Origin of the sequence: Bradyrhizobium sp. 160 (assembly GCF_023073735.1) — a bacterium.
GTDB lineage: Bacteria > Pseudomonadota > Alphaproteobacteria > Rhizobiales > Xanthobacteraceae > Bradyrhizobium.
This window is the reverse complement of sequence record NZ_JADPKD010000067.1, coordinates 445,748-458,719: the sequence shown is the minus strand read 5'-3', so window position 1 is coordinate 458,719 and position 12,972 is coordinate 445,748. Positions and strand designations below refer to the sequence as shown.

Sequence of the window (12,972 nt, the reverse complement as noted above, 5' to 3'; positions counted from 1 at the left end):
TTGCACGCCGCCACGCCGGTTCCACTTTCCCGGCCAAATTCGGCCTCGGACGAGTTCCTAAAACTTCGGTAAGCGGGTCCCGAGGTAAGGATTTCGCAAGCAATGAAAGTTACCAAAAGGTCAACCTAGACTGGAGTATTTGAGCCGTGAGCGAACCAATGCCCGAGCAGGCCGCCCTGGATCATGGCGCCGTCGAAGCCGCAGCGACCGCGTCGCAGACCGTCGAGGCCGCCGGGATCGACGCCCCCTCGATCGCCCCTGACCACGAGGCGCCGCCCAAAGCCGACCCGGTCAAGATCGAGCCGCCAAAAATCGAGGCATCAAGGATCGAGGTGCCGAAGTTCGAATCCAAGACTGAACCCAAGGCTCAGTCCAAAGCTGAGTCCAGGACTGAACCCAAGCCCGAGCCCGGCAAGCTGATTGTAATGGCACCTTCGGAACGCTCCTGGGATCGCGAGGACTTTGCCCCGCATGTGAAGGCGGAGGAGCCGCGCGAAACCGGCGGCAAGCGCCGCCTGTCGGCGATGGCTGCGGTGGTGGCGATCGCTGCTTGCGTCGGCGCGATCAGCGGCGCGCTCGCGACCGCCGGGATGATGCACTTTGCCGGCCCGGCCCCGGCGCCGGTACAGGTCGCCGATACCAGCGCGCTGGACGCTTCCGTCGCTCGGATCGATGCCGACCTCGTCGCGCTGAAGGCCAATGTCGAGCGCTCCTCCAAGACCGACGTCAGTCAGTTCAACCGGACCAACGACCGCCTCGACAAGCTCGAGAAGGCGCAGGCCGAGCCGTTGGCCAAGATCGCAAAACTGTCGGAGACCGTCGACAAACTCCGCGCCGCGCCGCCAGCGGCCCTTGCGCAGGCCGCAGCTGCCGCGCCCGCCAAGGAGACCACCGGCTCGATCGCGCCGGCCCAGGTTGCGACCGCCGCAGCTGCGCCGGCACCCGCCGCGCCCAAGACCGAGGTCGGCCGCCTGCCGACGATCGAAGGCTGGAGGCTGCGCAACGCAGCCAATGGCGGCGCGCTGATCGAAGGCCGCGACGGCCTCTACGAGGTATATCCCGGCGATCCCATCCCCGGCGTCGGCCGCGTCGATGCGATCCGCCGCCAGGACGGCCGCTGGGTGGTCGTCACCAGCAAGGGCCTGATCGTCGCGCGTTGAGCCCTCATATCCGGCCTTCGAAAAGGCGCTTCACCACCGCGTGAGACGCCTTTTTGCTTGAATAGGCTGGTCGGCGCGGTGTTACTTGGGGCATGAGCCGCGCCTTGCGAATTGTCGTTGCCGCCGCCGCATTCTTTGGCGGTGTCGTCTCGCTTTCCGCGGCGGAGAGCGCGCAATTGACGCGCGGCACGGCGATCACCGATCCTGATCTGTTGCGCCGGCTCGATCAGAGCGATGCTCTCACGATCGTGAGCCTGCTAAAGCCGGAACGGAACGCCGACGTTCCGCTCACGACGGACCTGCTGTTCTCGTCGTTGCCGCAGCTCAAAGCGATTCCGCCGGCGATCGATGCGGAATTGGACCGCTACATCGCTCGGTACAAGGCGACATACCCGGGCGAGACCATCGGCGTCGGCGAGGGCTTTGACGTGCAATTGTTCGACCGAGCCAATCTGAAATCGCCCGACACGCGTTTCGTGCTGGCCGGCATCGTCAACCGTATGGACCGCGCCTATGTCTCGGAAGAGTCCTGCGGCGAGATCCGGCTGATCTACCGTCTCGCGCGTTACGAGAGCAGGCCGGAGGGCGGCAACACCGCAACGCGCCTGCCGATGACGCTCAATCTGGTGATGAAGGCGCGCGACGCGCGCCAGACGGACGGGAACAATCGCGTCACCTGCGCCGAGATCGCGCGCCGCTGGCTCGACAATGGCGACTGGCAGGAGTTGATCGGCAGTCGCTCCTCGCCTGCCATGCTCGACCGCATCGAGACTAACATCCAGGTCTCCATCGCGCCGAAATCGGCGCTGCACGATTTTCGCTCCGACTATCTGCTCAAGGTGTTCAAGTACGACGCTGCGAGGAAAACGTTCGAGGAAGCGACGCTGGAGAACCAAATCGACCGCGACCGAATCCTTGCCGACGATGCGCTTCGGCGCGAGTTCAGGGATTGGCTGCTCGCGCCCGAAAACCTGCGCGAGTTCGATCGCGGCACGGTGCTGATCCCGGAAAAATTCCTGGCGACATCTGCGGTGGTGCCGACACCTGCCGGGCTCGATGCCTCGGTGTTGCAGCCAGAGTTCGGCATGATGCAAGGAGAAGGAAAAGGGGAGGGCAGCGACGTTCCCGTTTTCGGCGATGACGATGTGGTCGGTGCCTTGAACCAGGCTGCCGCGCGCGGCATCGAGCTGCAGAACGTCCGCTCGGCCGCGGGCTTTCAGCGCCGTCTCAACGACGTCACTTGTGCCGGCTGCCACCAGACCCGCGGCATCGGAGGCTTCCATTTCCCGGGCGTGGATTGGCTTGCGGACAAGTCCTCCAACTCCGCCAACGTGCCGGCCTCGCCGCATTTCTTCGGCGACCAGCTCCGCCGCCGCGACATCCTGACCGCATTCGCCGCGGGCAAACGTCCCGATTTCTCACGCGGATTTGCCAGCCGGCCACAGACCCGCGGTGGCCACGAACTGGCCGGGACCGAATATCAGGACGGCTGGGGCGCGCATTGTTCCCTGCAAAATGCGGGATCGGGAACGACGGACAAGAGTTTTACGTCATGGAGCTGTGCTAAAGGCCTTACCTGTCAGGCTGCTGCGGCCTCGCGCCGCATCGGCATGTGCTTCATCAAGACGCGCTAAACCGATTTGGATGACCCATGACGGATCCGAGCGAAGCCAACAAGGAGCGCAATCGCGAGATTGCGCACAACGAGGAAGCCAAGCAGGTCACCGGCAGCATCCGCGTTAGCACCTGGGCGGTCGCGATGGTGGTCATCATCGGCGGGATCCTGTTTACGCTCGGCTGGCTGGCCGTGCGGTAGTCGGCGCCCTCACTTGGCGTAATTCGTCATCCGTTTTCCTGGCAGCAGTTCATAGGCCGGCTTCCAGCCGGGCAGTGCGGCCATGCGGCCGAGCCAGGCGTGGATGGCCGGATGGCTCGCCGCGAAGTCGAAGCCGTGCTCGTCACTCGGATAATGCAGATAGGCCATCATCGAGATATCGGCGACCGTCGGCTTTGCGCCGATCGCGAATTCATTGTGCTGGAGGTGTTCATCGAGGATGCCGAGGAAGTCCTCGAGCCGTCGGCGAAAATGCTTGAGCACCTGCGGATCGTTTTTGGCGGTGAAGGCGCGCATGAAGCGATAGGTCGCCATGTAGCCGGTGAGCTTGTGGTTGTCCCAGAACAGCCAGCGCAACAGCTCGAATTTTTCCTCGTCCGTATCAGCGCCAAAGCGCCCGTACTGATCGGCAAGCTTGAGCAGGAGCGGCGCGGTCTGCGTCATCTTCACGCCGTTGATTTCGAGCACGGGGATCTCACCCATCGGGTTCACCGCCCTGCGCCATTCCGCGGTGCGCGTGACGCCGCCGCCGAAATCGGTCCAGACCGGCTCGAATTTCTCGCCGCAAAGCGTCAGCATCAGCGCCAGCTTGTAGCTGTTGCCGGATTCGGGGAAGTAGTGCAGGCGGTAGCTGGGCATGGGACCTCGCAGGCAGACGGGATGCGCTGCCGATCATTATACCGAGACGGTCTCGCGCCGTCATTGCGAGCATAGCGAAACAATCCAGCAATGCATCCGCGGGGGGATTCTGGATTGCTTCGCAGCGCTCGCGATGACGATGCCGTGCGAGTGCGGCTCCTAACCCACCGCCCCCGAACCCCGCAGCTGCTTGATCGCCGCCTCGTCGTATCCCGCCTTGCGCAAAATCTCGTCACTGTGCTCGCCGACAGCGGGCGGCTTGCGCGGCTGCACCTTCCTGGCGCCGTCGATCCAGATCGGGCTGTTGATGGTGAGCATGGTGTCGTTCTCGAACGGCACCAGAACCTCATTGTCGAGCATTTGCTTGTCGTTGGGGATGTCGTCGAGAATGGCAACGACGCCGAACACGAGGCCATTGCCGTCGAGGATCCTGCGCCATTCGGCGAGATCCTTGGTGGCGAAGGTGTCGTCCAGAATCTTGATCAGCTCGACCGAGCGGGCGTGGCGGTCGGCCTTGGTGACGAAGCGCGGATCGTCGATCAAGTCCTCGCGCCCGAGGCAGCGCGCCAGCGTCGGCCACTGCCGCTCCTCGTTGAGCAGGGACAGGATCAGCCAGCGGCCGTCCTTGCACTGGTAGTGGTTGGCCACCGCGTTCAGCGCGCGCTCGCGCGGGCGCCGCTCGCCGAACTTGGCGCCGCAGAGTTTCGCCTGCGCCAGCACGCTCGCGGCCCAGACGCCATTGGCCATCAGATTGGAAGCGACATGCGAGCCCTTGCCGGTCTTCTCGCGCTGATACAGCGCGGTGACGATGGCGCCATAGAAGGCCATGGCGCAGGGATGGTCGCCCATGCCGGCGACGGAGCGGGCCGGTGTCGTGTCGGTATCGGCGCGGACGAGGTCCATCAGGCCGGAGCGCGCCCAATAGGCATTGCTGTCGAAGCCGGGCTTGTTGGCTTCCTCGCCCTTCTCGCCATAGCCGGTGAAGGAGGCGTAGATCAGCCGGTCGTTGAGATGGGCGAGGTGGTCATAGGTGATGCCGAGCTTGGCGCGCACCGGCGGCGGCATATTGGTGATGAAGACGTCGGCCTCCGCCACCAGCTTATAGAGCACGGCCTGCGCTTCCGGCTTGGAGAGGTCGAGCGCGATGCTCTTCTTGTTGCGCGCCTCCAGCAGCCAGGCGAAATTGTGCTCACCGGTCGGATAGCCCGGAAGGTTCGGCAGATTGCGGTAGGGATCCCCAGTGCCGGGCGGCTCGATCTTGACGACGTCGGCGCCGAAATCCGACAGCACGGTCGCGGCCGCGGGCGCTGCGATGAAGCTCGCGCAGTCCAGAACCTTCAGCCCGGCAAAGATGCCCTTTTCCATCGCGGCGTTGCTCCCTCGCTCTTGTCGTTTCCCGCGCGCTGGAATTGGCGCGGGCGCCTCGTGGGAGCATTAGACCGATGTTTCGGCAGGATGCAACGGCGCCCGCTGCAGGGCCTCACTCCTCCCCCGCAAGCAACGCAGCATTGCCGCCGGCCGCCGCGGTGTTGATGGTCACGGTCTGCTCGGTCGCAAAGCGCGCGAGATAGTGCGGGCCGCCGGCCTTGGGGCCAGTTCCGGACAGGCCATTGCCACCAAACGGCTGCACGCCGACGACGGCGCCGATCATGTTGCGGTTGACGTAGATGTTGCCGACCTGGACTCGATCGATGATGGCCTCGATAGTGTCGTCGATGCGGGAGTGGACGCCGAGGGTGAGGCCGTAGCCGGTGCGCTCGATCGCTTGCAGGACCCGTTCCAGATTCTCGGCGCGGTAGCGTACGACATGCAGGATCGGCCCAAACACCTCCTCGGTGAGCTGGCTGGCTTCTTTGAGCTCGAAGATGTGCGGCGCGACGAAGCAGCCCTCCGGTGCGTGCCCTGCAAAGTGCAGCCGTGCCTCGCCCTTCATTCGCGCGATGTGTGCATCGAGACGCTGCTTGGCCTCGCGATCGATCACCGGCCCGACATGGGTCGCGACATCGCTGGGGTCGCCGATTCTGAGCTCGCGCGCCGCGCCCGCGATCATCTCGATCATGCGGTCGGCGACGTCCTCCTGCACGAACAACAGCCGCAGCGCCGAGCAGCGCTGGCCGGCGGAACGGAAGGCAGAGGTCACGACATCGTCGGCGACCTGTTCGGGCAGCGCGGTCGCGTCCGCAATCATGGCGTTGGTGCCGCCGGTCTCCGCGATCAGCGGCACGATCGGTCCGTCCTTGGCGGCGAGCTCGCGGTTGATGCTGCGAGCGACCTCGGTCGAGCCGGTAAAGACAGTTCCCGCGATGTCAGCATGCGCGGTCAGCACGGCACCGATGCGGCCGTCGCCGGTGACGAGATGCAGCGCGCTCTTGGGGATGCCAGCCTGGTGCAGCAGGGCTACGGCCTCGCGCGCGATGCGCGGCGTCTGCTCGGCAGGCTTTGCGACAACGCTGTTGCCGGCCATCAGCGCCGCTGTGACCTGGCCGAGGAAGATCGCGAGCGGAAAATTCCACGGCGAGATCGCGACGAAGACACCGCGGCCGCGCATAGCGAGCGCATTGCTCTCGCCGGTCGGGCCGGGCATGGCGGCGTCAACGCCGAACAATTTGCGGCCCTGCGCGGCATAATAGCGGCAGAAATCGGCGGCCTCGCGCAGCTCCGACAGCGCGTCGTCCAGCGTCTTGCCGCCCTCGGCTTGCAGCAGCGCGATGAAATGGGCCCTGCGGCTTTCCAAAAGATGCGCAGCCTGCTCCAGCGCCGCCGCGCGCGCAGCCGCCGGCGTCCGGCTCCAGGCGACAAAGCCGGCGCGCGCGGCAGTCACCGCTGCGTTGGCCCGATCCGGTGTGGCATCGGGGATGGGCTTGAGATCGATCGCCTCGGCCCTGATGTCGGCCAGCAGCTGGTCGAGTGCGGCACGCTCACCGAATTCGACCCCGCGCGAATTGCGGCGCTCCGGCGCAAAGAGACCGCGGGGCAGCGGAATCCTGGGATGAACCGCCTGTTGCGGACGCTCGATGGCATCGGCCGGACGCTGCAACAGCGCCGACACCGGCACGCGATAATCAGCGGCCTGCGCCACGAAGGAGGAATTGGCGCCGTTCTCGAGCAGTCGTCGCACCAGATAAGCGAGCAGGTCGCGATGGCTGCCGACAGGCGCATAGGTGCGGTAGGCGATGTCAGCATGGTCCTTGGCAAGCTGCTCGTACAGCGCTTCGCCCATGCCATGCAGGCGCTGGAATTCGAAGCCGCCACTGCCTTGCGCAAGCTCCAGCACAGTCGCGACGGTTAGCGCATTATGGGTGGCGAATTGCGGGAAGATGCGCGGCCTCAATGCCAGCAGCTTCGAAGCGCAGGCGACGTAGTTCAGGTCCGTCATCGCCTTGCGCGTGAACACGGGATAACCGTCGAGCCCGCGCTCCTGTGCACGCTTGATCTCGGTGTCCCAATAGGCCCCCTTCACCAGCCGCACCATCAGCTTGCGCTCATGCGCGCGGGCCAGCGCATCGACATAGTCGATCACCGCGCTCGCGCGCTTCTGATAAGCCTGGATCGCCAGGCCAAATCCGTCCCAGCCGCTCAGCGAGGCATCGGCGAGTGTTGCCGCGATCACGTCGAGCGACAGCTCCAGCCGGTCGGCTTCCTCGGCATCGACGGTGAAGTTCAAATCATGGGCTTTGGCGCGCTGCGCGAGGTCCAGCAGCAGCGGCACCAGTTCGCGCATCACGCGTTCGCGGCTGATCGCCTCGAAGCGCGGATGCAATGCCGAGAGCTTGACCGAGATGCCGGGCCGATCGGGCAGGGGATGGTTGCCCGCGGTCTTGCCGATGCTCTCGATCGCGCGCGCATAGGCCTCGAAATAGCGCTTGGCGTCCGCCGCCGTGCGTGCGCCTTCGCCGAGCATGTCGAAGGAATAGCGCGGCTTCTGGCCGGAGCGCGGCCGGCCGCGCTCGAGGGCCTGCTCGATCGTCTCCCCCAGCACGAAATGATTGCCCATCAGCCGCATCGCCTGGCGCGTGGCGGTGCGCACGGCGGGCGCCCCCAGCCGCTTCACCAGCCGGCCGATGGTGCCGTCAGGCGTCTCGCCGGGCTGGATCACCCGTGCCGAGAGGCCGAGCGCCCAGGCCGAGGCATTGACCAGGAAGGCGGTGGACTTGGTTTCGTGATGGATGAAGTCGCCCTCGCCGAGCTTGTCCTCGATGAACTGGTCGGCGGTGCGCGCATCGGGCACGCGCAGCAGCGCCTCGGCCAGCACCATCAAAGCGAGCCCCTCCTTGGTCGAGAGCGCGAATTCCCGCAGCATGTCCTCGACCCCACCGAGCCGGTCGTCGCGCTTGCGGATCGCCTCGATCAGCCGCGTCGCGGTGCGGTCGATCCGCGCCTCCTGCAGCGGGCTGAGATGCGACGCCGGCAAGAGGCGGGCGGCAATCTCGCTATCATCGGCCGCGTAGGGCGCGGAGAAGGGCGGTGGGATGTTCGGCATGGCGTGTCCTGTGGCTGAAATCCAGGATAAGGCCCGCGTTACCGTAGCTCGATAGACAATTTAGCCAAGTTGCCTTAGAAAATGAAGATCATTGGCTATTTGGCCCTGTAAGATATGGAACTTGACCAAATCGACCGGAAAATCCTCTCGATCTTGCAGGAGGATGGGCGCATCGCCAATGTCGAGCTCGCCGAGCGCATCGGGCTGTCGCCGACCTCGATCGGCGAGCGGTTGAAGCGCTTGCAGCGCGAGGGGTTTGTCGAAGGCTACGGCGCCCGCCTCAACCCGCACCGGCTTGGCCTCGGTCTCTTGGTGTTCGTCGAGGTCCTGCTCGACAAGACCACGCCCGACAATTTCGAGCGTTTTGCGCGCGCAGTGAAGCTGGCGCCTGAGGTGCTGGAATGTCATATGGTTGCCGGCGGCTTCGACTATCTTGTCAAGGCGCGGCTGGCAGACATGACCGCCTATCGACGTTTCCTCGGCCAGACCCTGCTGTCGATGCCGGGCGTGCGGGAGACGCGGACCTATGCGGTGATGGAGGAGATCAAGCGCGACGCACCGTTGCCGGTGGGCTGACGAAATGCCGTCGCGATTGTCATTGCTGTGGCGTTGGATGAGCGGTCTTCACGGGAAAAATAGCTGTCCTTGTGCAATCGCAACGCCTGTCGTCGAATGCACTGGCCGTCTTCTGAAATTTTTCTTGGCCCAGCTCCCGGACGGATCCGGGAGGCAGCAAAGGCTGACGCGGGCTTATACTTTGAGGTTCTCTGCGGAGGTCTTGCCCCGGTTTGCGATCTCTTCGTATTCCACCGTCTGTCCCTCGTTAAGTGTGGACAGACCGGCCTTCTGCACTGCCGAGATATGCACGAACACATCCTTGCCACCCGACGCAGGCTGGATAAATCCATAACCCTTCGTCGGGTTGAACCACTTGACCGTACCTTTAGCCATCACGACTTCTCCGCGGGTCTTCCTCCGAGATCTCGAATCGCCAGTCCCCGCCAACCGGCCGGTTCGGTCCTAACAGGATACGCGGAATGTGGCAGGCTTGGTAGCTCAAACCACATCGGCATTTCGCCGAATTCCGCTCAACTTCGCAGCGATTTTGCCGGTTTTGCCCGTTTCGCGGTCAAATGGCCCGTGTGCTGCGGATCTACTATCGAGAGGGATCGCGTAGCCGTTCTTCCTTAACCCTCCCCTGGAGGGCCCTCCAGGGGAGGGTAAGAGAAAACGCGGTTGATGCGGTCCTTCAGTACGTCGCGGCCAGATAATCGACGATCTTGCCGACGTCGGCATCGTCGATCGGTGCGCCATAGACCTTGATCATCTTGGTCACCTCGGCCTGCCAGAAGCCCTTCTTGTCCTTCATCGGCGGCTGCGTGGCGACGTAATCCGATGAGTGGCAGGCGCTGCAATTGCCCTGCACGACCTCAAGATTGGGCCCGGGCTTGAACGCCGCGACCTCGTCTGGGGTCTTGTAATTGACCGGCGCCGCAAGTGCCGAACCGATCACGGCGGCGAGAGCGAGCGAGATGGCGAGGAGAACGGTGCGCTGCATGGTCATTCTCCTTCAGGCCACGGTCACGCGGACGGTTTCGACCACGTTGTGCAGATAACCCGCCGGGTTCCAGCGCGGCGTATCCGGCTGGGTCTCGCCGCCATTGCCGGTGGCGCGGACCTTGAGCTCATGGCTGCCGGCCGCGAGCTTCACCGGCAGCTTCCATTCGCGGAACGAGTACTTGCCCAGATCCTTGCCGAGCTTGGCGCTGGTCCAGGTCTTGCCGCCGTCGGAGGAGACCTCGACCTCCTTGATGCCCTTGCCGCCGTCGAAGGCGATGCCACGCAGAATCGCAGTTCCCGCCTTCAGCTTGGCGCCGTCGGGGACGCTGGTGATGAAGGAGCGGATGGTGAATCGGTTGATCGGGATCGTCGCCTTCGGCGCGGTGCCCGGCTCGACCGCGTTGTTCGGCGTGTCAGGGATGCGATAGGCCGACTTCATCCAGAAGCCGTCATAGACGTTGTCGATCACCGTGATCTCGTTGAGGTGCTTGACCCAGTAGGTGCCGTAATAGCCCGGCACGATCAGGCGCAGCGGGAAACCGTTGAGGAACGGCAGGTCCTCGCCGTTCATGCCATAGGCCAGCATCACCTCGCCGTCGGTGGCGTGATCGAGATCGAGCGCCTTGACGAAATCCGGCGTCTTGTCGCTGACCGGGCCGTCCATGCCGTTGAGGGTGACCTGTTTGGCGCCGGCCTGCACGCCCGCCATTTCCAGCACCGCCTTCAGTGGCACGCCGCGCCAGCGCGCATTGCCCATGGCGCCGTTGGCGAGCTGGCCGCCGGCGACACGTGGCTCGAAGAAGCCGCGGCTGTTGCCCGAACACTGGTTGACGGCGACGATCTCGGTCGCCTTCATCTTCTTGATGTCCTTCAGCGACAGCTTCAGCGGCTTGTCGACCTTGCCCTTGACCTCGAGCGTGAACTTATCGGGGTCGAGATTGTAGGGCAGGTCGGAGAGATGATAGCGCACGAAGAATGCGTTGTTGGGCGTGATCGGGCCCTCGTTGAACACCGCGAACGGCGTCTCGAGCTGCGGCGGCCGGCTGGTCAGGCCGATCATCGGCCGCTTCTGTGGATATTTCACCAGCGGCCGTTCGCCATTCGCAAAGGGCAGGATGACGGTGTCGAGCGCCAGCGCTCTGGTTGAGTTCAGTGTGGCCGCAAGGGCGGAAAGGCCCGCTCCTTTGAGCAGGTCGCGTCGATCGAACATTCTCATCCCCTCCCGGAGCTTTTCGTCGGATCGCGGTCATCACCGCGATCCCGCACTCATCTGTTGCAACGATTTGGACGAAGTCAATTCGTGCTTTCGCAGCAAGCCCATGCCGCTGCGTTGCAGCAGGCCGGTGTTACGGGAGTAAGGCGAGGGCGATGAGATGGAGTCGAGTTGTAACCGCGGCGCCGGCGCGCTCCACCTCTCCCGTTTGCGGGAGAGATCGGCGCGAAGCGCCGGGTGAGGGTTCTCTCCTCTAGGGGATTGTCCCGTTGCGGAAGCACCCTGTCCCCAACCCTCCCCCGCAAGCGGGGAGGGAGTGCACTTTCCGTGTGGCTTACGCGCTACGCGGCAACGCGCTCGCCTCGGTCGACGAGCGCCGTCAAGTCCCTCGCATCCGCGACGACACGCACGGCAAGCGGCTCATCGCGACCGCGGATCGCGACCTCCTGCTGCGGCAGGGCGTCGTCGGCAAGGCCCGCGGTGCGGCGGACTTCCTCCGAGACAATAGCCTCGCAAGCGAGCGTCTTGGTCATGTCCTGAAGCCGGGCAGCGACGTTGACAGCATCGCCAAGCGCGGTGAAGACGATGTGATCGCGATAGCCGATGTCGCCGATGATGACCTCGCCGCCGTGGATGCCGATGCCGAAGCGGATCGGCTGGCGCAGATCGTGGCTCAGGAGCTCGTTGAGCTCGTCGATACGCGTCGCGATGCCGGAGGCCGCCTTCAGCGCCTGCCGGCAGGCCGCTTGCGGCTCGGCCGACAGCCCGAACAGCGCCAGCATGCCGTCGCCGATGAACTGGTTCGGTTGACCGCCGTTCTCGATCACCGCCTGCGACACCGCTCCGAGGAAGCGGTTGACGATGAAGAGGGTGTCGAACGGCAGCTGCTTTTCCGCGAGCCGGGTCGAGCCGCGCATGTCCACGAACAGGCTGACCAGATAACGCTCCTGGCCAATTCTGGCGGGCGTCGAGGCTTGCGCATTCGCGGAGAGTGTGTGCGGTGTGAAGAGCTGAAAGAAGGAGAGGTCGGACGTCGGCCGCAGCTGGCAGGCGAGCCTGATCGAAGGGTCGCTGGCGCCGACACGGGTCAGCACGAAGACCTCGCGCGGCGACGGCTCGGGCAGGGCGCCATGATCGCCGATGATGCGGATGCGGCAGGTCGAGCAGCGGGCGCGGCCGCCACAGACGCTGGCATGCGGCACATTGTGGCGCAGGCTTGCTTCCAGCACCGACAGCCCCTTGGGGACCCGCACCGTTTTCCCATTGCCGTAGGACAGCGCGATCATGCCGCCGCGCCGTTCGCGTAACGCGCGCACGCCGCGCGCCGCTAGCGCCAGTCCGAGCAGGCCGAAATAACCTATGGTGAGGCTGCCGGTGATGCGGTCGAGCGTATTGCCTTCGGCGACCGTGCCGACCTGGCGGCGGGTGAGATTGTGCGTACGCCATTCTCCATCGTCGCTCTCGACGGCGACGCTGCGCCCGCCCTGGTAGAGCAGCGACAGCGTCGGAATCAGCACGGCAGCCGCGAGCAGATAGGGTGCCGCGCGCGTGAACAACGGTTTGAGGCGAAGCCAGAAGAAGATCCCGATGCAGCCGTGCACCCACGCAATCAGAAGCAGGATCGTCATCTGCCAGAGCCGGCCGGGCGAGGCGACGAAGAACAGATAGAGCTCCTGCGGATAGAGTTTCTGGTGTCCGTACAGCGTCTGGCCGAGCCGCACTCCGATCACATGTCCCATAATCAGGACGGGAATGCTCAAGCCCAGCACCAGCTGTAGCGGCTCGATCGCCCGCCAGCGGAACTGCCGGCGCTGGTACAGCGCGTAGAGGCCAAGCCCCATATGGGTAAGTGCGGCCGTGTAGAAGACGATCGCGACGGGGAGGAACCGCCAGAATACGGTGTGGTAGTAGACCCCGACCTCCATGGCATCGACCGAGATGTTGCCGAGCGCATGGTTGAGGAAGTGGCTGACCACGTAGCAGAACAGGATGACGCCGCAGACGAGGCGCACCTGCCGCACGCTGGTGGCACGGACGGCAGACATCTGTATGGGAGCGGTGGCCATGATTCGACTGTATCAGTTCA

At 64.6% G+C, this 12,972-nt stretch carries 11 protein-coding genes; 4 read left to right on the top strand and 7 right to left on the bottom strand.

What is annotated here, in order from left to right:
- The first annotated feature begins 158 nt into the window (after positions 1-158).
- The 3 genes from IVA98_RS29695 to IVA98_RS29685 all read left to right on the top strand — a co-directional run bounded on the left by IVA98_RS29695 (position 159) and on the right by IVA98_RS29685 (position 2,976).
- A complete protein-coding gene (locus IVA98_RS29695; protein ID WP_247332896.1) occupies positions 159-1,160 on the top strand; it encodes a hypothetical protein in 1,002 nt (333 codons plus the stop codon).
- Positions 1,161-1,252: 92 nt separating this feature from the next.
- Positions 1,253-2,794, top strand: coding sequence for a hypothetical protein (locus IVA98_RS29690; protein WP_247307309.1), 1,542 nt, complete (start codon positions 1,253-1,255; stop codon positions 2,792-2,794).
- A gap of 17 nt (positions 2,795-2,811) precedes the next feature.
- On the top strand, positions 2,812-2,976 hold the full coding sequence (locus tag IVA98_RS29685; protein WP_247307306.1) for a hypothetical protein: 165 nt from the start codon (positions 2,812-2,814) through the stop codon (positions 2,974-2,976).
- 9 nt (positions 2,977-2,985) lie between these two features.
- Here the strand turns inward: IVA98_RS29685 and IVA98_RS29680 are convergent, their stop codons facing one another.
- The 3 genes from IVA98_RS29680 to putA form a co-directional block, all read right to left on the bottom strand.
- On the bottom strand, positions 2,986-3,633 hold the full coding sequence (locus tag IVA98_RS29680) for a glutathione S-transferase family protein (protein WP_247307304.1): 648 nt from the start codon (positions 3,631-3,633) through the stop codon (positions 2,986-2,988).
- A 159-nt stretch (positions 3,634-3,792) separates the two neighbouring features.
- Positions 3,793-4,998, bottom strand: a complete 1,206-nt coding sequence (locus IVA98_RS29675) for a CaiB/BaiF CoA transferase family protein (RefSeq protein WP_247307302.1) — start codon at positions 4,996-4,998, stop codon at positions 3,793-3,795.
- A 115-nt stretch (positions 4,999-5,113) separates the two neighbouring features.
- A complete protein-coding gene (gene putA, locus IVA98_RS29670; RefSeq protein WP_247356068.1) occupies positions 5,114-8,113 on the bottom strand; it encodes a bifunctional proline dehydrogenase/L-glutamate gamma-semialdehyde dehydrogenase PutA in 3,000 nt (999 codons plus the stop codon).
- A 114-nt stretch (positions 8,114-8,227) separates the two neighbouring features.
- Between putA and IVA98_RS29665 the strand changes: the two genes are divergently transcribed.
- Complete coding sequence (locus tag IVA98_RS29665; protein ID WP_247356067.1) at positions 8,228-8,689, top strand: Lrp/AsnC ligand binding domain-containing protein; 462 nt, start codon at positions 8,228-8,230, stop codon at positions 8,687-8,689.
- Positions 8,690-8,863: 174 nt separating this feature from the next.
- Here IVA98_RS29665 and IVA98_RS29660 read toward each other — a convergent pair whose 3' ends face one another.
- The 4 genes from IVA98_RS29660 to IVA98_RS29645 all read right to left on the bottom strand — a co-directional run bounded on the left by IVA98_RS29660 (position 8,864) and on the right by IVA98_RS29645 (position 12,952).
- Positions 8,864-9,064 carry a cold-shock protein gene (locus tag IVA98_RS29660; RefSeq protein ID WP_008563500.1) on the bottom strand — a complete coding sequence of 67 codons (201 nt, stop codon included), beginning with the start codon at positions 9,062-9,064 and terminating at the stop codon, positions 8,864-8,866.
- Positions 9,065-9,362: 298 nt separating this feature from the next.
- Positions 9,363-9,671, bottom strand: a complete 309-nt coding sequence (sorB, locus tag IVA98_RS29655) for a SorB family sulfite dehydrogenase c-type cytochrome subunit (RefSeq protein ID WP_247307296.1) — start codon at positions 9,669-9,671, stop codon at positions 9,363-9,365.
- A 12-nt stretch (positions 9,672-9,683) separates the two neighbouring features.
- Positions 9,684-10,883 carry a SorA family sulfite dehydrogenase catalytic subunit gene (gene sorA / locus IVA98_RS29650; protein WP_247307293.1) on the bottom strand — a complete coding sequence of 400 codons (1,200 nt, stop codon included), beginning with the start codon at positions 10,881-10,883 and terminating at the stop codon, positions 9,684-9,686.
- A gap of 344 nt (positions 10,884-11,227) precedes the next feature.
- On the bottom strand, positions 11,228-12,952 hold the full coding sequence (locus tag IVA98_RS29645; RefSeq protein WP_247356066.1) for an adenylate/guanylate cyclase domain-containing protein: 1,725 nt from the start codon (positions 12,950-12,952) through the stop codon (positions 11,228-11,230).
- Positions 12,953-12,972 lie beyond the last annotated feature (20 nt).